An 18,856-nucleotide genomic window follows, 5' to 3' on the forward strand; every position below is an offset into this window, starting at 1 on the left:
AATCTGGAGGTGATAAACTCATCGTCATCTTTTGCTGACGGAGCAGCACATGAACCCATTCAAAGGCCGCCATTTTCAGCGTGACATCATCCTGTGGGCGGTACGCTGGTACTGTAAATACGGCATCAGCTATCGTGAACTACAGAAGATGCTGGCCGAACGCGGTGTCAACGTTGATCACTCCACGATTTACCGCTGGGTTCAGCGTTATGCGCCTGAAATGGAAAAACGACTGCGCTGGTACTGGCGTAATCCTTCCGACCTGAACCCATGGCACGTTGACGAAACGTACGTGAAGGTGAATGGCCGGTGGGCTTATCTGTATCGTGCCGTCGACAACAGGGGGCGCACTGTCGATTTTTATCTCTCCCCACGTCGTAATAGCAAAGCCGCATACCGGTTTCTGGGTAAAATCCTCAACAACGTGAAGACGTGGCAGATCCCACGGTTTATCAACACGGATAAAGCACCCACCTATGGCCGTGCGCTCGTTCTACTTAAACGCGAAGGACAATGTCCTCCTGATGTTGAGCACCGACAGATTAAATACCGGAATAACGTTATTGAATGCGATCATGGCAAGCTGAAAAGGATAATCGGCGCCACGCTGGGATTTAAATCCATGAAGACCGCTTACGCCACAATCAAAGGTATTGAGGTGATGCGTGCACTGCGCAAAGGCCAGGCCTCAGCGTTTTATTATGGTGATCCCCTGGGCGAGATGCGTCTGGTGAGCAGAGTTTTTGAAATGTAAAGCCTTTAAATAAGATAAAAGGCTACCTCGTCACGAACTTTGCAACAGTACCATGAAAACTGTCTCGTTAGCCTTTAGATGATGAAAACGTAGCACCGGGACGAGACAAAAACAACCCAAATGAGACAGAAAAACTGTCTCACTGGGTTGTCTGTTTTAGGTGTACCCTAAATGGACACTCAATATGATCGCGATTGTAAACTCATTTTCACTTAGCGTGAGCCGAAACTGGCGCTGATTGCGAACTGCTACGCCTACCATTTCCTCCAACCAATGATTTGCGAGGGTGTAATGAAACCCGGAACCGAATGTTCATTTATTTTATATTTCTTGGGGGGGCTACCATGAATTCTGTCCAGCGTTGCAGGGAGATGTACAGCCTGACGAGGATTAAGCCTTATTTTATATTCATATTTACCATAAGAGCCACCTTTTAGCCTTTTGTCGGAAGTTGATACAAATGAATACTCTTTTGTCGAACCTTGTGCATGATCCTCCAGAGTACCAATTTCAAGCGTTCTGGGATAAAATCCGCCTGCATCAATAATTTCATTTAGTGAACGCTGATCCTGACGGTAAACGACAATTTCCTCTGAATTGGTCACCCAACGCTTGTAATCAAAAGGCTTTCTGAGACTTACCGGGCCGTTGACTGGAGCTGCAACTTTGTCAACATCAGATTGCTTAATATTGACCGGTTCGAAGTCGTCATCGGGATTAACACTAAACGCGTTATCAGCATCTTTTTTCTTTGGTGAAAATATTTTTTGGAATATAGATATTTTTCCTTTCTTCTTTAACCCTTCTGACGTTGCTTGTCCGGACGTCGCTTCTGATAAATTTTCTGCCGCTGTTGCCAGACTGCCTGAATCAGCAATACTTTGTTGATGGGATGGAGCCGGTACTTGTTTGAGTATTGCTCCTGAAGTTTTATTTACTGCTTCAACTGATGCTCGTACTGAAGAACTTGCTTCCGGTGGTACACTGGCGTCAGCATTTTGATTTTTTTTCGGCATTCTTCCATCAGGATCATGCAGTGAGACCGGATTATTCCTGACCATCCTGAACAAATTTAATCCATCCATCATTCCCGCCGGATCAGCGCTCAGCCATCTCCCCGCCCACGGCTGATAATAGCGGTACCCGTAGTAGTACAGCCCTGTCGCATCACGCTCCTTACCTGAGTACCGCACCGTTTTGTAGTCCGCTTCCACCGCGCTTCGCGCCGTCAGGATGGCGGTGCCGCCGAACGGGTAGTACTCCTCCGTGCTGATGATATTCCCGTCGCCGTCCAGCTCCAGGCTGCTGCTGCCCGTCAAGTTATCGTAGCTGTAACGCACCTGGTCGCCGGGGATTTCTGCAGGCCGGTGGCTCTCCCAGTGCAGCATCCGCACCTGCGCCCGCCCCGCTTCACCCACCGTAATAACCTGCAGGCTTTCCGTTTCCATATCGCCGCTGGCTGTGGTTCGCAGCTCCAGACCCGGCAGGTACAGCACCCGCTGCGTCTGCATGCTGGTTCCGGTTTTCCGCTCGCTGACCTTCAGCACACGCTGGCTGCCGCCGTCATACCGGTAGCTCTCCCTGTCGTCCGCGCTGCCGTCGCGCACCACCGGCGTCACCTTCAGTAACTCGTTGCGCGGCGTCCATGCGAGGCTCTGGCCCGGCTGCAGCTGCGTTTGCTGTCCGCACGCCGTAAACAGCGCGTCCACATCTGAGGGATTTTCCGTCAGCGTGCTCAGCACGCCCCGATTGCTTTTATCGGAGACGGTGATATTTGTGGTGTAACTGTTGTTTGTCGCCGGTGCGCTGTGCCTGATTTGTGTCAGGTTGCCAGCACTGTCGTAGCTATATGTGCGGGTGTAACTGGTATATGCGGAACTGTCGGTGAGGAGGGGAGCGGTGGTGGCGGGGAGATTACTGCCCTGCTGGCCGGCATTTGCCATCTCGCGCCCGGTGGCGCTGACCAGCTGGTACAGGCTGTCGTAGACGTACGTGTTTTCCGGTACTACTTTCTGGTTTCGCCAGAAGCGGGTCTCTTCCGCGTCGTTGCTGATTTTCAGGACGTTGCCCACCGGGTCATATTCATAGCGCAGGTCCTGCAGTATCTTCTGCCCTGACTTATGCCCGGCAGGACGCTCCGTTTTAATCCCGGTCAGCCGCTGCGTCTCCGGCTCGTATTCATACGTGGTCACCACGCCGTTGCCATGCTCCTCGCACAGTTTTTGCCCGGCGGCGGAGTACATCAGGGAGGCGACGATAGTCTGCTCTTTTCCGCCCTTCATGGTCAGCCAGCAGCCCGACAGCAGGCCCGCCACGTCGTACGCCACCCGCTGGAGGTTGCCTTTTGCGTCCGTGGTGGTCAGCACTACGCCGGTGGCATCTGCCGTGGTCTGGGTGGTGTGGGCTTCTGCGGCCAGCAGGTCGTTCCAGGCAGAGGCTTCCGCACCCAGCCAGTCGCCCACGACGTCAGGGTTGTTCGCCTCCTTCAGCAGGCGGCGGGTGACCGAGAGCGGCACGCCGGTCAGCGCCACGCTGTCCGTCTGCGTCAGGCCCGCCGTATCGTAGTGGCTGACGCATATTCCTGCCAGGTTCAGGGTTTTCTCCGCATCGGTATTGCCGGCATAAACGAAGCGCTCCGCAATGCGGGCGGCTTCGCCGCTGATCTGTTCAGTAATGCTCACCGGACGTCCCGGCAGTTCTGCATCTTCATACTGCCAGGTGCGGGTCATGGCCTGGCTTCTGTCTTCAGTGCCATCACCGGCAGAGCTGATATTACTGACTGCGATAAACGGCCGTCCCGCGGCGTCGTTCAGACTGACGGTGGTGCCGTTATCCACGCCCTGCGAGCGCAGCACGTTGCCGGCCAGGTCCGTAAGATACGTGAAGTTCTCCAGCGCGGTGTCGTGCAGACACGGGTCAGCACTCTGCGTCAGAAAGCCGCGGTCATTGTACTGATGGCGGGTGATGCGCTCACTGGTGACGTCCGGGGAGCCGGGGTGGCGGTGGTACGCGATATCGCGCACGGTAAGGCCGCGGTTATCAAGGACCGTGACCGCCGGGGTGTTGCTGAACAACGATGTGCTCATTTTATTCTCCTGTTCATGTTATGCAGCCGGTCAGGCTGCAAAGAAAATCATACAGCAATCGGGATAATTTCGTCGGATGGACACTTCAGGGGGGATGGAGAAAGACTACCTGGTATATAAATTTCATTTGCAGCTATTGTGAGCCAGGTTAAATGGATTGCGAGCCTGGCAGGATAAATGCGAGCTCATTATCACTTAATGTGAGCCGGCGAAGTTTTTCATTTGCAGTTAATGTGGGTCGAAATCTGTGCTGATTGCGAGTCGGAGGGATTTCGATTGCGAGCCGCTACAGATACCAGCCTTTGGTACTGTATGTACCTGGCTTGAAAAATATAGAAAACATGGCGAGGATGCTTTCACCCGAAAAAATCAAAAGATCATCCCTGTGCCAGATAAAAGCGTCACTCCAGTCCCACCACAGCCAGCATTAACCGATGTTGAGCGAGAGGAACTTGAACAACTCAGGGTCGAGAATGCCTACTTAAAAAAGCTGAAGGCCTTGGTTCAGCAGAAAACATGCTCAGCGCCCAGGAAAAAGTGAGCATTGTCAGTGAACTAAGGCAGGAATGGCCATTGTCCCGATTGTTAATCGTTGCTGGGCTGCCCCGGAGCACATTTTACTATCATGTAAAACGTCTTGCGGCTCCGGACCGATACCAGTCTGCCAGAGCGCTTGTGCTGAAAATTTATCACCAGCACAAAGGTCGCTATGGTTACAGACGCATCAGGCTGGCATGTCGTAACGAGGGGGTTTTACTTAATGGCAAAACCGTCAGAAAACTCATGAAGGAACTGGGTATTAGCAGCCTGATTCGCGTCAAAAAGTACCGTTCATATAAAGGAGAACAAGGACGAATTTGCGATAATCTCCTGAAACGCCAGTTTGACGCAGAACGCCCTAACGAGAAGTGGGTCACAGATGTCACTGAGTTTAAAGGGTACTGTTGCAAAGTTCGTGACGAGGTAGCCTTTTATCTTATTTAAAGGCTTTACATTTCAAAAACTCTGCTCACCAGACGCATCTCGCCCAGGGGATCACCATAATAAAACGCTGAGGCCTGGCCTTTGCGCAGTGCACGCATCACCTCAATACCTTTGATTGTGGCGTAAGCGGTCTTCATGGATTTAAATCCCAGCGTGGCGCCGATTATCCTTTTCAGCTTGCCATGATCGCATTCAATAACGTTATTCCGGTATTTAATCTGTCGGTGCTCAACATCAGGAGGACATTGTCCTTCGCGTTTAAGTAGAACGAGCGCACGGCCATAGGTGGGTGCTTTATCCGTGTTGATAAACCGTGGGATCTGCCACGTCTTCACGTTGTTGAGGATTTTACCCAGAAACCGGTATGCGGCTTTGCTATTACGACGTGGGGAGAGATAAAAATCGACAGTGCGCCCCCTGTTGTCGACGGCACGATACAGATAAGCCCACCGGCCATTCACCTTCACGTACGTTTCGTCAACGTGCCATGGGTTCAGGTCGGAAGGATTACGCCAGTACCAGCGCAGTCGTTTTTCCATTTCAGGCGCATAACGCTGAACCCAGCGGTAAATCGTGGAGTGATCAACGTTGACACCGCGTTCGGCCAGCATCTTCTGTAGTTCACGATAGCTGATGCCGTATTTACAGTACCAGCGTACCGCCCACAGGATGATGTCACGCTGAAAATGGCGGCCTTTGAATGGGTTCATGTGCTGCTCCGTCAGCAAAAGATGACGATGAGTTTATCACCTCCAGATTTTTGCAACAGAGCCCACTGAACAATATGACTATGATGATGGCGACAACCTGGTTCGAGTCAGGCATCAGGGCATGGCGCCCTGGACGCGGGAGATGACGGTGCTGGCGGACAGTAACCGGGCGGTGCTGAAAACGGCGGGGCCCCCTTCCCTGTCGCCGGATACACTGTTCACTCCGGGAGGATGCCAGCGGACGCTGGCAGACGGTCGAGAACTGAGCTGGTATGCGGATGGCCAGTTGGCGGGGGTCAGTTCAGTTGTTCGGTCAGGGAGAGAAGATGACCGTGAGCGCTATCAATATGCACAAGCTGGAGAGCGGGTACGAAAGGTCAGCAGTGTCCTGGTCTCGGGCGGAGAACAGCGCACGGTAGTGACGTATGCAGGGGGAATGGAGCGGCGGCAGCGCAGTACGGCGGGCAGGGCATACACGCTGGATGTGTCGATTACAGAAAGTGGGGGGGTACGGCTAATAGAGGATTATGCCGGTGGCAAACACTACGTGCGCTATACGTTGAGCGATATGCTGGGCAGTGTCATGGGGGAGACGGATGAGGATGGGCTGGTAACTGCATGGGAGGAGTATTACCCGTACGGCGGGAGTGCCGGCAGCGATGAGGAGGGATCGGAAGTTATGGACCGGACCCGACGGTTCTCTGGGAAAGAGCGTGATGCGACGGGGTTGTATTATTACGGCCACCGGTATTACCAGCCGGGGCTGTGCCGCTGGCTGAGCGCCGATCCGGGCGGCACCATTGACGGGGTGAACCTGTACCGGATGGTGCGTAATAATCCGACGACGTTGTGGGATCCCGATGGGTTAGCGCCCGGAATAAATACAATAAGAAAGGAGATTAAATCTATATTAGGCGATATCGATAAAATCATAATGACAGATTTGGATTTATTAAAAAATAATCACAAGGCTGTAGATGAAACTATGATTGTGTTATTTTGTGATGATTCAAATGCGAGGAAAAATGAATGGGAAAGAGATCTAAAACAACTTCACCAGTTAGTTAGGAGACTAGATGTAGATAGAAATATAAGTAAAATGACAAACGAAGAACTAGTGGAATACGGCAGTAAAAAACCAATTGCCATTGCTGACAGCGATGAGTATGCACGGTACAATAAATATTTTTCCGCCATTGACAACTTAAATAAAAACAAGGAATTCATTCCATCTGGCGATTTCAAAAAACAACTCAATGAGAAAAAGAAAGACTATAGTGATGAGAGAAATGCAAAGTTTTTTAGAGTGAATAAGGGGGAGTGGGGTAAGTTAGAAAAAAGTGAATGGCAAATAACCCATATTACTATTCATGAATTATCGCATCTGGCTGTTAATACAGAGGGTTATGCTTATGGTGACAGTGCTCTTTCAGGGGCGGCATTATTACCAATTTATCAACTATCAAAAGGTGAATTGCCTGAGGCTAAGAGAAGTAAAGGGTTTGACAAAATACAAACCTATACACCAGAGATCCTCAAAGATATATCTTATAAGAATGCTGACACATTCGCACATGCAACAATTTTACTTTCATATGCCGCTTCTAAAAACCATGGGAAATTAGAAAAATATAAGTCACTTATATCAAAAAAATCTTCAGAGAACTATTTAAATTAGGATGTAGCGACAGATGTGTATTTTCAATGCCAACCCTTGGCTGAACTTGTTAAACTGGAGAACCTTATGGACACTTCGCTATTCAGCACCCGTTACTTTATTCGTACCCCTTATACTAGGGGTGTTAGCCAGCCAGACCCGGCATGATTACTGCCCCCAGTCGTCCATGATCCGGAGGGGGGGGGGGCACCGGGTCTGGTGGGGCGCTAGTAACCGCTAATAGGGGCCAGGGGCTCTGTCGCATTAACGACGACAGGTCAGCAGAAATCGCGCTGCCGTTTTTTTAGGCAGCCAACAGATAGAATTGTTCTGCGGGTGACAATCCCTCACTTTGCGAGTGTTGATATTGCCCTTTACGTATTATGTGGAGCAGCTCGATGCCAGCCAGAAGCGTTTGTGCCCGCCGAAATGATTTGAACCCCAGCGGACCGTATCCGATGTTTGATATTTCGGTGATCTTGCTCAATCAGATTATTCAGATACTTATTCTGCCTGACGGTAATGGTTTCCTCTGCGGGTTTGTCGGCATTGAGTGTCGTCAGCGCTGCCGTGTTGGCGCCACTTTTATCAATGGTCACTCTCTCAGGTCTGCCCTGGTGTCTAATGGCTTTGCGAAAGAAGCGTAATGCGGCCGCAGCGTCACGTCTATAAGCCAGATACCATCGGACACACTGGGCGATGATATCGACGGGATAATGCAGTCGCTGGAAGGCATTTCGGATCAAAGACATGGACAGGTAACATCATTAAAAAAAACAGCATTTTATCTGACGACGCCTTAATGCGACAGAGCCAGTTTATCTGTTGATTGCCTAAAATATCGGCAGCGCAATGTTTGCTGACTTGCCTACGTTAATGCTACAGAGCCCAATCAACCACTACCACTAAATCTGTGTCAAGACCCATTTCTGAATGTGAGCCTGCTTGCCGCCTGTGCAGCAGGCTCTTCTGTTATAACAGAATTACTTTTTCCTCATTGTGTCGGTAAATTTCACCGGATGTTCAAAATATTCGGCGAGTTTCTGGTTACTCCAGCTAAGGTCTGCTCCTCTGCCACCCGTTGGTGGAACCATCCCCACTGTGGAACCGCCGCCCAACTCAATATGAAAAATACCGCGCAGGGGGAAATCACGGTAAGCTGGCTGTGAAACATCAAAACCACCGCCATGCAGATAGACCTCTCCCGGCGTGCCACCGACATTTTCTGCTATATAACTGGCACCATGCTGACTGAACGAAAAGTCACGCACCCTCTGGTGAATATTCTCAACCTGACTGCCCAGTTCGGGATCGCCAAAGATATAATTTGCCGCGGTGCCCCAGTGCTGATCGTCAAAATTTGCGTTGACGTTATCCGTAGTCAATGGTGTACGGCTTGCCGGGATCTGCCATGGCATGACCGGGAGTTTCAGTTCTGCACTGACTGCCGCGCAAAAATCAAAATAGACCGCCCAATGATAGGGACCATAGCAATAACTATTTACATAACTGCGGGAGGTCAGGTCATCCGCTTCATAACGGTCAATCGCCAGGAAATCGGGGATATGTTTTCCACTATATACCCCCAGCTCACTAATGAAATTAGCGGTTTTTTTTGCTACTTCTTTGGCTGTTAACACCGCCGTGCCGTCTTTTTGCTGAACCCCGTAAATCCAGTTAGAGCTGCCAGTACCCCACAGATTAATCTGCCAGCCAAAGGTCACATCAGGCGCCAACGTAGATATAAGCCAGTTCACCGACTGGATATAGCCTTTAAGATCCTCAGTGATCTCTGGTGGAACAACAGGGACAGCAGAAACTCCTGGTATTGTTTTTATTAATGCTTCTCTTGCTGTTAATGCTGCCTGCAGGGGGCCTTTGACCGGCACTGGATAGTCCGCGTGCAAGTTATGTTGCTGGCAGTTACCCAGCATATCCGGGTTGACAATAATCCCCCCAAGAACCAGATGATCCGCATCTTTATGTTGCATGAGGGTGTGCAATGTTAAAATAAAATTGGCAAAGCTATTTTTAATTTTCCTGCATCTTTCAATGCTGCATCGTCACCACCAGATAATTGTACCGTATAGGAAATCATGACCGGTAGTACCCGATGTCCTGAACCTTTTTCAACATTTTTAAATTCGGTTTCAAGTCGACGGGCAAGCGCAATGGTGTTCTGCGTCGCATAGTCTTTATCCAGAATTTTATCCGGATCGCCATCACCACCGCTGCCCGCATATTTAAAGATGGAATAAGTCTTCGCTTTGACAAAGAAATCAAAATTATCGGATTCCAGCGTAGTACATCCCCCAAAGGTCAGCTTATCTTGTTCAAATCCACGCACAGCCAGGTTGGCAGATGCTGTTACACGCACGTTGAGTAGATTCTCACCGCTTTTTACCTCAAATTCAGTAGGTGCGTCCACTACATACACGGTTTTACTTTCGATAAAATTATTGGCAATCACTTTATATTTACCCGGTTTTACCTTAACCGGAAAATCTTGTTTATTGTTGTTTTTTACTTCGATTAAATTGCTATAATTGTTATTTTCTGCAATAAGGCGAAGTTCAGTCAGCTTTCCATTTATATCGCTATCGCTCTTAATGGTAACAGTGACGTTTCCCTGTGCATCATTTCCGGCATCTTTGCTGTGAACATTGCTTTTACCAATCTTTATTTTATTCTTGTTATTTTTCAATGTGAGCGGGTCGATGGTGAAATCATACTCTTTATTATTTAGATTAATCGGTGCTATGGATATATCGAGCTTTCCGGTATCCGGCAACTCATAAATTGTTGTTACCTTATTCTGACAAGTTGCAAAGCTATGCTGATAGTCTCTATTCACTTTCAGCGTCACCAGAAAGTTTTCTGTCGCCAGTTCAGGAATTTCATTAATGGAAAATTCTACGGAGCTGTAGCGTTTTGGTTTACCAAAAGTGATACTAACTTTTCTTGTTTGATGAATGTCAACTTTAATTTTATTCTGATCAACCATAACAGGCACGACGATATTGAGATCGTTACTGATAAAATCATGTGCTGTAATACTGTATTCGCCGGCTAACAGTTTCCTATTCAAAGATTTTCCTGGTATAACTGAAACAAGTTTTTTTGTAGAACCAATAGTAAAGTCCAAATCAACCGATTGCCCATCCAGTTTACTGTCTGGTGCAGGTGAGCAGGTAATATCAACGGAACCATCAACATCAGGATGTGTGTCAGCAGTAATGGCTATAGAGCCCGTATAATGGCTTAAGTCTTTACTTAAATCCGGGGCCCCTGATGGAGAGTTTAAGCCGATTACAATATTATTATCTTTTTCAATAGTGAAAGCCTGCTTATTATCCGCACTAATAACAAAATCGATCTGGTATTCTTTTTTGCTGATTTCAGTATGAGGGTTGATAACAATGTTAAATGTTGGGTCCCATTTAGTAAATTGTATATCATCCTTTTTAACCGGTACGGGGGAGAGAAAACTGACCTCAAGATAGTTTTCAACTTTAACCGGATTACCATTATCCTGTTTTATATCCGTTAAATGCAATGATGCATAGTACTGTCCTGCACCGGCTGCTATTTTTGCTTGGCATGTGATAGTCATAAAAGCCTCTTTAAAGTTATATGGTTATACTTGCACGTTTTTTATCACCTACATCATGATAGGCATTATTAAACATAGCTGAGCATGGTAGTTTCCTCAAATAGCCGGTTTTTGCGGTTGTGTCGCATTAAGGCGGCGTCAGGTAACATCTTGTTTTTTTGTGATGTTGCCTGACGATGCTTCTGATCCGAAACTCCTTCAAACGCCTGCATTATCCCGTCGATGTTATTGCTCAGTGTGTCCGATGGTATCTGGCTTATAGACGTGACGCTGCGGCTGCCTTGCGCTTCTTTCGCAAAGCCATTCGCCACCACGGTGAGCCTGAGGTCGTGACCATCGATAAAAGCGATGCCAACACGGCGGCGCTGACCACACTCAACGTCGGTAAACCTGATGAAGAGACGATCACCGTCAGGCAGAGTAAATACCTGAACAACCTGGTGGAACAGGATCATCGAAATATCAAACGGCGAACTCGACCGATGCTGGGATTAAAATCATTCCGGCGTGCACAAACGGTACTGGCAGGCATTGAGTTAATCCATATGATACGGAAAGGGTAGTTTCAGCATCCGCAAAGTGAGGGATTGTCACCGGCAGAGCAATTTTACGTGTTGACCGCCTGAAAAACCGGCAGCGCAACTTTTGCTGGTCTATGGCCGTTAATGCGACACAACCGCCAGGTGAGATCCACGGCGACGCTTCTGGGAAATCGCTTCTGTTTTTTGGGCGGTGGCCAGCCAGCGGATCAGGAACAGATTTTCAGCGTAGGGTGTGCCAACGATGCCGTCCTGGCGGGTCAGCCCCAATGCTGCCAGGGCGCAGAACGCCAGGTGGCTGAGTGCGGCGGTGGTGTTATCCGTAGAAACGGATTTGGTTTTGTCTAACAACGTTGTCTGCCCTGCCCGTTTTGACGATTGGTTAAAGGGACTCTGCGATCCATCACCATTCAGTGTAACTGGCAATCCGGACAGTGACCAGCAACGCATTGCACAAAATGTAATACGGGTGTATTTCTTTTGTGTTCCTTATCTTGGCCTCAAGCGATATAACACTGTATCAGGTATATTAGGTTGCAATAACGTATGAGATCTCTATAACAGGGTTAAGGATGCAGCAGACTGGTTAACCCAGACATTCCGCTATCAACGCAAGTTGGTCAGGCCAAGTCCGGTAAAAGCGCTTCTGAATACCAGAGTTCTCTCTGGCAAAACCCACCTTAAGGTGGGTTTTGTTATGTCTGAGAGTGATATTTTTCCGCTACACGAGCTTTAAATGTAATACTTTTTTATTTCTTTTTATAAGATCCGCTTGCGGGCTGTTTCATAGGCCTTTTCGTCTTCCCGTTTACCTACAGCGACTACCCATATAACAATCTCGTCATCGATAACCTTATAAATCAATCGAAAATCAGAGGCTCTCAGCTTTATTTTAAAGCATCCGGCCAGTTCGCCATGAAGACGAGCTGATTCCACGTAAGGGTTTTGCTGAAACTTTATTAGCTTCTTTTTAAATTGCTCTCGGATCGTCTTGTCGAGCTTGTTCCATTCTTTAAAAGCCCTTTCGTCAAATTCAACATTAAAGGTCATCAACGTTAACCCTGATCCGTCTGGCTGGATTTTTCAGCCTTTCCCGAACGACAGCCAGAATGTCAGCGTCTTCATCATCTTCACTGACCATCACAGAGACTTCAGCAAATGGGAGTTTTTTCATTTTCTGCGACATACCGCAGAAACAGACGAAGTGCATCTGAAGGAGACAGGTTAAGTTTTTCAAAAGCTAGGTAGGCATCTTTTTTCAGTTCGTCATCTACTCGGATCTGGATTGTGCTCATTGATGTAACTCCGGTAACGTCATGTGCGACTATTATACCTGCATTACATGTGTAATTACAAATGTAATTCATGGTTTGCCTTGAAAGCAATGACGGCAAAAACTGGCTCTGTCGCATTAAGGCGTCGTCAGATAAAATGCTGTTTTTTTAATGATGTTACCTGTCCATGTCTTTGATCCGAAATGCCTTCCAGCGACTGCATTATCCCGTCGATATCATCGCCCAGTGTGTGCGCTGGTATCTGGCCGATGACCTTAGCCTGCGTAATCTGGAGGAAATGATGGCTGAACGTGGTATTTTTGTCGACCACTCTACGCTTCATCGCTGGGTCATCCGCCTGGTACCGTCACTGGATAAAGCCTTTCGACGGCGTAAACGCTCCGTGGGTCGCCGATGGCGAATGGATGAGACCTACATCAAAGTCAAAGGTCAGTGGAAATATCTCTACCGCGCGGTGGATACTTCGGGGCAGACCATCGACTTCATGCTGACCGCCAAACGGGACGCTGCGGCCGCATTACGCTTCTTTCGCAAAGCCATTAGACACCAGGGCAGACCTGAGAGAGTGACCATTGATAAAAGTGGCGCCAACACGGCAGCGCTGACGACACTCAATGCCGACAAACCCGCAGAGGAAACCATTACCGTCAGGCAGAATAAGTATCTGAATAATCTGATTGAGCAAGATCACCGAAATATCAAACGTCGGATACGGTCCGTTGGGGTCCAAATCATTTCGGCGGGCACAAACGCTTCTGGCTGGCATCGAGCTGCTCCACATAATACGTAAAGGGCAATATCAACACTCGCAAAGTGAGGGATTGTCACCCGCAGAACAATTCTATCTGTTGGCTGCCTAAAAAAACGGCAGCGCGATTTCTGCTGACCTGTCGTCGCTAATGCGACAGACGCCGAACATGCCATTGATGATCATACGATGTTCTGCCCATGGGCGTCCGGCCCGTGGAGATGCAGGCACTGCAGGGAGTAAGGGCTGGATGATAGCCCATGCTTCATCAGGAATGTCGTAGCGAGCCATAGTTCAATATGCTCTGGAAACAGGCAGTTATTATAGCACAGGTGATTAAGGGACGCAGCCTAAATTGCTGCATTGAACTATGATTGGATAGTTTATTGTTTTTTCTCTGTAATCCCTGCATACGGCGAAGGTGGGTTGTATGCATGTGATGCAATCTAAAAATCTGGCCAGTTATATTCCAGCTCTGTCTGGTGCTGACAGATATCAAAACTGTGCATAACTCCGTTTAGTTTTTTATCAGCACACACTCCCGCCTGACCCGATAAAATCAACTACACTCTCTGCTTACCCCTTTTGTGAGGAATCGCATACCAGGAGTCCGGAATGCCCGTTGCAAATACCATGGCTGACGCCACACTGCATCATCAGACGCCCACCGTCACTCTGACCGGCAGCAATGGTCAGGTTGTGCGTTCGCTGGACTTCCTGCGCCGGCCCGGTGATACCGGGCCGGCCCGCCCCCTGGTCCGCCGGCTCTGCCTGGACCCATGCAGCCGCACATTCCGCACATATGGCGCCCGTCCTCTGGCGCAGGGTGCTCCCGATGCACTGACCCTTTCCGGCCTCTCCGCTCAGCCGCTGCTCAGCCACACCGCCGACGGTGGCACATCCCACACCCTCAGCGACATCAGTGGCCGCCCTGCCTGGGCGCGCAGTGCTGAAGGGACGGTGACTACCTGGCAGTATGAGTCCCCGGACCTGCCCGGCCGCCTGCTGTCAGTGACGGAACAGGCAGCGGACACGGCGCAGCCCCGGGTCTGCCAGGTTTACATCTCGGGGGGGGCGCGACGCAGCCCCCCGAAATCTGGCCGGCGCGCCCGTGCAAATATGGGATAATGCCGGCGTCACCGTGACACAGGCGCTCTCCCTGAGTGGTGTTCCTCTGGAGGTCAGCCGCCGTCTGCTGGCCGACCCGGAAGGCACAGCCGACTGGCGGGGTGATGAAGCGCAGTGTCAGGCCCGGCTGGAGCCAGCTGCACGGGCACTGGTAACCCGGGCGCAGGCGGATGCCACCGGCACGGTGGTCAGTGCCACCAGTGCGCATGGGGTCACCACCCACAGCCGTTATGATATCAGCGGGGCGCTGGCCGGTATCCGGCTGAGCTGGCAGGAGCAGGGGCAGTCCCGGGAGCAGGTGGTACTGGCACAGGTGGCGTACGGCGCGGATGGTCAGGTGGTAAGCCGGACAGCCGGTAATGGTGTGGTCAGCCGTTACACCTATGACCTGCAGAGCCGTCAGCTGACACGCGTGACGACAGAGCGCCCGCCGGGGCATCTGCAGGGCGCGCAGATGCTGCAGGACCTGCATTACGGTTATGACCCGGTGGGTAATGTTCTGCACCGAGCGGGATGCGGCGGTGGCAGTGGAGTGGCACAACAATCAGCAGGTGGACGGGGAGAGAACGTACACCTATGACACCCTCTCCCGCCTGACGGCGGCCAGCGGACGTGAGCGTCTGCCGGACACGACGGCGGGGCCGCTGGCGGGTCTGCAGTATGACCTCAGCGGCGGTCGGGGTGTCTGGCGGCGCTACAGCGAGCAGTATGATTATGATGATGGCGATAACCTGATACGGGTCAGACATCAGGGCGTGGCGCCCTGGACGCGGGAGATGACGGTGCTGGCGGACAGTAACCGGGCGGTGCTGAAAACGGCGGGGCCCCCTTCCCTGTCGCCGGATACACTGTTCACTCCGGGAGGATGCCAGCGCACGCTGGCGGACGGGCGGGTGCTGAGCTGGCATGCGGACGGCCAGATGGCAGGTGTCAGCCCGGTAGTTCGGGCAGCGGGAGGTGATGACCGTGAGCATTATCAGTATGTGCGGGTGGGAGAACGGGTACGGAAAGTCAGCAGCGTGCGGGTATCGGGAGGGGAGCAGCGCACGGTGGTGACGTATGCCGGGGGAATGGAGCGTCGGCAGCGCAGTACGGCGGGCGGAGCGTGCACGCTGGATGTGGTGATAACGGAAAGCGGCGGGATGCGGCTGGTGGAGGATTGTGTCAGCGGTAGCCGTTATATCCGTTATGCGCTGGGAGACAGGCAGGGGAGTGTCATGGGAGAGTCGGATGAGCAGGGCTGTGTGACTGCGCGGGAGGAGTATTATCCGTACGGGGGGAGTGCGGGCGGTGATGAGGAGGCGTTAGAAGTCACGGACCGCAGCCGGCGTTATTCGGGTAAGGAGCGTGATGCGACGGGGTTGTATTATTACGGTCAGCGGTATTACCAGCCGGGGCTGTGCCGCTGGCTGAGCGCGGACCCGGGCGGGGTGATTGACGGGGTGAACCTGTACCGGATGGTGCGCAATAATCCGGTGACGCTGTGGGATAGCGACGGGCTGGCGCCAACAGCTGAAATCGTTAAAAAAGATGTGGATAAAGTCTTTGAAAACCATGAAATTAACGTCATGATTGATTTCTATGCCCAGGGGCATGAGTCAGAGGTGAAAAAAAATATAAGAGACTTTCTGGATGAGTACGCCAGTGAGGAGGTTACTGACGAAGAGTTACCGGCACATGCTGAAAATGTAGCTACCCAGGTTATCAGAGGCGTTGCACAAAGATCGGTTATGCAGGATCCCGCATCCATTCGTCTTACCGCCGATGAGAAAAAATATGTACAACGGTTCTATTCAACCAATGCCGGCGCTTCGTTTATCAATACCCGCGCGCGTAATTTATTCAGGACGAGGCCCATGGCGGCTGAGTCTTCTAATGTGGCGGAAGCTATCGGGAAAGGCGCCAGTGAAGGAGGGACTGATGGGACGCCTCTTTTACCGAATTGGATCAGAGAACATGTTAAAAGCGCCTTTCGGAAGGGAGAACCGCTGGCTGTGATGCGGGCCGCTCTGGTTGATGGGGAACAGCTTTATGCGGAATCCCAGTACCGGGGAACCCGAATACCTAAGGAGACGCTGGACGTTTATACGCCAGGCACCGTTATTAAAAACGTTTTTTTGCCTCATTTTCGTATGATTATGTGAATGACCGAAATGGTAAAGTTTTAAGAAGCGGAAAAAAAACTGCTGAAGATTTTTATGGCAAATATGCGTCTTCGTCCCACAGCGGGGAAAATGTTCTGTACGAACTGCCTCCGCGATCGGACGTCAAGACCATTAAAATCAGTTCTGCCAATGAGTTTGAAACCGTTGTTGAACCCGGTCAACTGTTCAGAATTGAGGAAAAAATACATAAAGGGAATTACTGGCATATTAAGCTACGTGGTGCAAATGGTCATACGGGTTCATACCGGTATATGTTTAATTAACGTGTGTATCTATGAAGTGTGAAAGATCGTCGGATACGGCGTGAGTGAATATAACGGCAATTGTCCACATGGGCCACGGGGTAATGGGGGGTCGGAAGCCTGTCAACGGTTGAGTTTATAGACGGCAGTCTGAACGTAGCGTCCCTGCGGGACGAGCACGGCAGCACAGCTGCCTCAACCGTCTTTAAGATCCAGCCTCACCTCAACGCCGGTGCTGCCTGACAGCACGACTGGCCGCGAGGTGGCCCATGCCCCCGCCGCATTGACACCCACATAAAATGAGCACGCCTGTGGCATGAGCCGGCCGGCGCCGACGCCCTTTTCCTGCCCGATAACGCCCTGTAGACTCTGCCCCATGTATATTCCGCGATCCGCAAAACTGCTGTTCCAGCATGACGACGGCTGGAGCCGCTATCTCGACAAACATGGCGACACGCTTAGCGACTGGACCAAACTCGCCGTCGAACGCATGCTTGCATGCGGTACCTGTGCCATGGGCGTACGCCGCTACTGCTGTGCCTCACCGGGTTGCACCCATGCCCGTTTCTTCTGCCAGAGCTGCAAGTCCAAGGCCTGCAGCAGCTGTGGCCTCAAAGCCACCGAGCAGTGGAGCGCCGAACAACAGCACATCCTGCCCAACTGCGGACTGGCAACACATCACGTTTACCATGCCCCACCTGTTGTGGCCGTTCTTCAACAACAACTGGCCCCTGCTCAATTGTAAGCATCCCTGCAAAACGAACCATTCACTTTTAGAGATCTTCCGACATACTGATTATGTCCCTGAGGAGATCACCATGCGTAAAGCCCGATTTACCGAGCACCAGATCATCACTGTTCTGAAGTCTGTTGAAGCCGGACGTACCGTCAAAGATGTCTGCCGCGAAGCGGGAATATCTGAGGCTTCGTACTATAACTGGAAAGCGAAGTATGGCGGCATGGAAGCCTCTGATATCAAAAAGATGAAGGATCTTGAGGACGAAAACCGCCGTCTCAAACAGATGTTTGCCGACCTGAGTCTGGAAAATCGCGCGTTAAAAGACGTCATTGTAAAAAAGCTTTAAAACCAGCGATAAAGCGTGAGCTCGTCAGCTATGTGAAAGAGATGTTTTCGATGAGCGTACGCCAGGCATGCAGGACGTTATCGCTGAGCAGGACGGTGTATTTTTACCAGCCCGATACCCGGCGCGATGAGCCGGTGATCCAGGCGCTGACTGAACTGGCGGAGCGCTATCCGCGATACGGCTTTAAGAAGCTGTTCCAGTTGCTGCGCAGGCAGGGCAACAGGTGGAACCATAAACGCGTTCACCGGATTTACTGCCTGCTGAAACTGAATTTTCGCCGTAAGGGAAAGCAACGTCTGCCGGTGCGCAATCCGGCTCCGCTGGCGACGCCGGAAGCACTTAACCAGAGCTGGTCGATAGATTTTATGCATGATGCGCTGGTGTGTGGCAGACGCTTCCGGACCTTCAATGTGGTGGATGATTTTAACCGTGAAGCGCTGGCGATAGAAATTGACCTGAATATCCCGGCGCAACGCGTCGTGAGAGTGCTGGACAGGATAGTGGCAAACCGCGCCTATCCGCGGAAGATGCGTATGGATAACGGGCCAGAACTGGTCTCACTGGCACTGGCGCAATGGGCCGAAGAACATGGTGTGTTGCTGGAATTCATCAAGCCGGGAAAGCCGACGCAGAATGCGTTTATCGAGCGTTTTAACCGAACATACCGGACAGAGATACTGGATTTTTATCTGTTCAGAACCCTGAATGAAGCGCGGGAAATTACGGAGTGCTGGCTGGCTGAATATAACAGCGAGCGGCCTCATGAATCCCTGAACAACCTGACGCCAGAAGAGTACCGGCTGATGGTTGAAAAACCGGAAATCTCAAAAAGTGCCTGGAACTAAAACCG

Annotated in this window: 12 protein-coding genes and 6 pseudogenes; 9 read left to right on the top strand and 9 right to left on the bottom strand. The window is 50.9% G+C overall.

Features of this window, described 5'->3' with window-relative positions; translation table 11 throughout:
• The first annotated feature begins 49 nt into the window (after positions 1-49).
• Complete coding sequence (locus tag L085_RS07600) at positions 50-754, top strand: IS6 family transposase (protein WP_044030473.1); 705 nt, start codon at positions 50-52, stop codon at positions 752-754.
• 1,028 nt (positions 755-1,782) lie between these two features.
• Here L085_RS07600 and L085_RS07605 read toward each other — a convergent pair.
• Positions 1,783-3,840: pseudogene (locus L085_RS07605) on the bottom strand (RHS repeat domain-containing protein); the annotation flags it as partial.
• Positions 3,841-4,356: 516 nt separating this feature from the next.
• Between L085_RS07605 and L085_RS25250 the strand changes: the two are divergent.
• Entirely contained in the window at positions 4,357-4,824 is a 468-nt protein-coding gene (locus tag L085_RS25250) for an IS3 family transposase (protein WP_144240666.1), read from the top strand.
• A 5-nt stretch (positions 4,825-4,829) separates the two neighbouring features.
• On the opposite strand, the gene L085_RS07615 is transcribed toward L085_RS25250, so the two are convergent.
• Positions 4,830-5,534 (bottom strand): IS6 family transposase, encoded by a 705-nt coding sequence (locus L085_RS07615; protein WP_044030473.1) that lies wholly within the window; start codon positions 5,532-5,534, stop codon positions 4,830-4,832.
• 142 nt (positions 5,535-5,676) lie between these two features.
• On the opposite strand from L085_RS07615, the gene L085_RS07620 reads away from it, so the two are divergent.
• Positions 5,677-7,212 carry an RHS repeat-associated core domain-containing protein gene (locus L085_RS07620; protein ID WP_158499092.1) on the top strand — a complete coding sequence of 512 codons (1,536 nt, stop codon included), beginning with the start codon at positions 5,677-5,679 and terminating at the stop codon, positions 7,210-7,212.
• A gap of 283 nt (positions 7,213-7,495) precedes the next feature.
• Here the strand turns inward: L085_RS07620 and L085_RS24485 are convergent.
• From L085_RS24485 to L085_RS07635, 3 genes and pseudogenes are all read right to left on the bottom strand, one after another.
• Positions 7,496-7,943: pseudogene (locus L085_RS24485) on the bottom strand (DDE-type integrase/transposase/recombinase).
• Between the two features lie 231 nt (positions 7,944-8,174).
• Entirely contained in the window at positions 8,175-9,182 is a 1,008-nt protein-coding gene (locus L085_RS07630; RefSeq protein WP_144240667.1) for a hypothetical protein, read from the bottom strand.
• 14 nt (positions 9,183-9,196) lie between these two features.
• Entirely contained in the window at positions 9,197-10,804 is a 1,608-nt protein-coding gene (locus L085_RS07635) for a hypothetical protein (RefSeq protein ID WP_144240668.1), read from the bottom strand.
• Between the two features lie 176 nt (positions 10,805-10,980).
• Between L085_RS07635 and L085_RS24490 the strand changes: the two are divergent.
• Positions 10,981-11,430 (top strand): annotated as a pseudogene (locus L085_RS24490) (DDE-type integrase/transposase/recombinase).
• 47 nt (positions 11,431-11,477) lie between these two features.
• Here the strand turns inward: L085_RS24490 and L085_RS07645 are convergent.
• From L085_RS07645 to L085_RS24495, 3 genes and pseudogenes are all read right to left on the bottom strand, one after another.
• Positions 11,478-11,694, bottom strand: a pseudogene (locus L085_RS07645) (DUF2913 family protein); the annotation flags it as partial.
• Between the two features lie 408 nt (positions 11,695-12,102).
• Positions 12,103-12,393, bottom strand: a complete 291-nt coding sequence (locus L085_RS07650; RefSeq protein WP_044030479.1) for a type II toxin-antitoxin system RelE/ParE family toxin — start codon at positions 12,391-12,393, stop codon at positions 12,103-12,105.
• A pseudogene (locus L085_RS24495) lies at positions 12,383-12,638 on the bottom strand (type II toxin-antitoxin system RelB/DinJ family antitoxin). Before L085_RS24495 ends, L085_RS07650 begins: the two are co-directional and overlap by 11 nt.
• A 166-nt stretch (positions 12,639-12,804) precedes the next feature.
• Between L085_RS24495 and L085_RS24130 the strand changes: the two are divergent.
• Positions 12,805-13,498, top strand: a protein-coding gene (locus L085_RS24130; RefSeq protein WP_144240670.1) for an IS6 family transposase whose coding sequence is annotated in 2 segments (ribosomal slippage) — positions 12,805-13,355 and positions 13,354-13,498 — 696 coding nt in all. Because the reading frame shifts where the segments join, the coding sequence is not laid out codon by codon here.
• A gap of 47 nt (positions 13,499-13,545) precedes the next feature.
• Here the strand turns inward: L085_RS24130 and L085_RS24500 are convergent.
• Positions 13,546-13,677: pseudogene (locus tag L085_RS24500) on the bottom strand (IS5/IS1182 family transposase); the annotation flags it as partial.
• Between the two features lie 820 nt (positions 13,678-14,497).
• Between L085_RS24500 and L085_RS24140 the strand changes: the two are divergent.
• From L085_RS24140 to L085_RS07685, 4 genes are all read left to right on the top strand, one after another.
• The gene (locus tag L085_RS24140; protein ID WP_049870644.1) at positions 14,498-15,094 is read left to right on the top strand and encodes a hypothetical protein; all 597 of its coding nucleotides are present in this window, start codon (positions 14,498-14,500) and stop codon (positions 15,092-15,094) included.
• Positions 15,009-16,658, top strand: coding sequence for an RHS repeat-associated core domain-containing protein (locus tag L085_RS24145; protein WP_158499083.1), 1,650 nt, complete (start codon positions 15,009-15,011; stop codon positions 16,656-16,658). The genes L085_RS24140 and L085_RS24145 overlap by 86 nt, the downstream gene beginning before the upstream one ends.
• Before the next feature lie 639 nt (positions 16,659-17,297).
• A complete protein-coding gene (locus tag L085_RS24505; RefSeq protein ID WP_226988577.1) occupies positions 17,298-17,666 on the top strand; it encodes a transposase zinc-binding domain-containing protein in 369 nt (122 codons plus the stop codon).
• A gap of 73 nt (positions 17,667-17,739) precedes the next feature.
• Positions 17,740-18,851 (top strand): IS3 family transposase gene (locus L085_RS07685; protein WP_144240717.1). Its coding sequence is split into 2 segments (ribosomal slippage): positions 17,740-17,992 and positions 17,992-18,851, totalling 1,113 coding nucleotides; the frame shifts between segments, so codons are not numbered across the junction.
• Positions 18,852-18,856 lie beyond the last annotated feature (5 nt).

This window comes from Serratia sp. FS14 (assembly GCF_000695995.1).
In the GTDB taxonomy this organism is placed as follows: domain Bacteria; phylum Pseudomonadota; class Gammaproteobacteria; order Enterobacterales; family Enterobacteriaceae; genus Serratia; species Serratia nematodiphila.

Excerpts from the sequence above, each read along its gene's own strand:
- L085_RS07600 (WP_044030473.1), top strand. The coding sequence starts at position 50 with ATGAACCCATTCAAAGGCCGCCATTTTCAGCGTGACATCATCCTGTGG.
- L085_RS07620 (WP_158499092.1), top strand. The coding sequence starts at position 5,677 with ATGACGGTGCTGGCGGACAGTAACCGGGCGGTGCTGAAAACGGCGGGG.
- L085_RS24145 (WP_158499083.1), top strand. The coding sequence starts at position 15,009 with ATGTTCTGCACCGAGCGGGATGCGGCGGTGGCAGTGGAGTGGCACAAC.
- L085_RS24505 (WP_226988577.1), top strand. The coding sequence starts at position 17,298 with ATGTATATTCCGCGATCCGCAAAACTGCTGTTCCAGCATGACGACGGC.
- L085_RS25250 (WP_144240666.1), top strand. The coding sequence starts at position 4,357 with ATGCTCAGCGCCCAGGAAAAAGTGAGCATTGTCAGTGAACTAAGGCAG.
- L085_RS07635 (WP_144240668.1), bottom strand. The coding sequence starts at position 10,804 with ATGACTATCACATGCCAAGCAAAAATAGCAGCCGGTGCAGGACAGTAC.
- L085_RS07630 (WP_144240667.1), bottom strand. The coding sequence starts at position 9,182 with ATGCAACATAAAGATGCGGATCATCTGGTTCTTGGGGGGATTATTGTC.
- L085_RS07650 (WP_044030479.1), bottom strand. The coding sequence starts at position 12,393 with ATGACCTTTAATGTTGAATTTGACGAAAGGGCTTTTAAAGAATGGAAC.
- L085_RS07615 (WP_044030473.1), bottom strand. The coding sequence starts at position 5,534 with ATGAACCCATTCAAAGGCCGCCATTTTCAGCGTGACATCATCCTGTGG.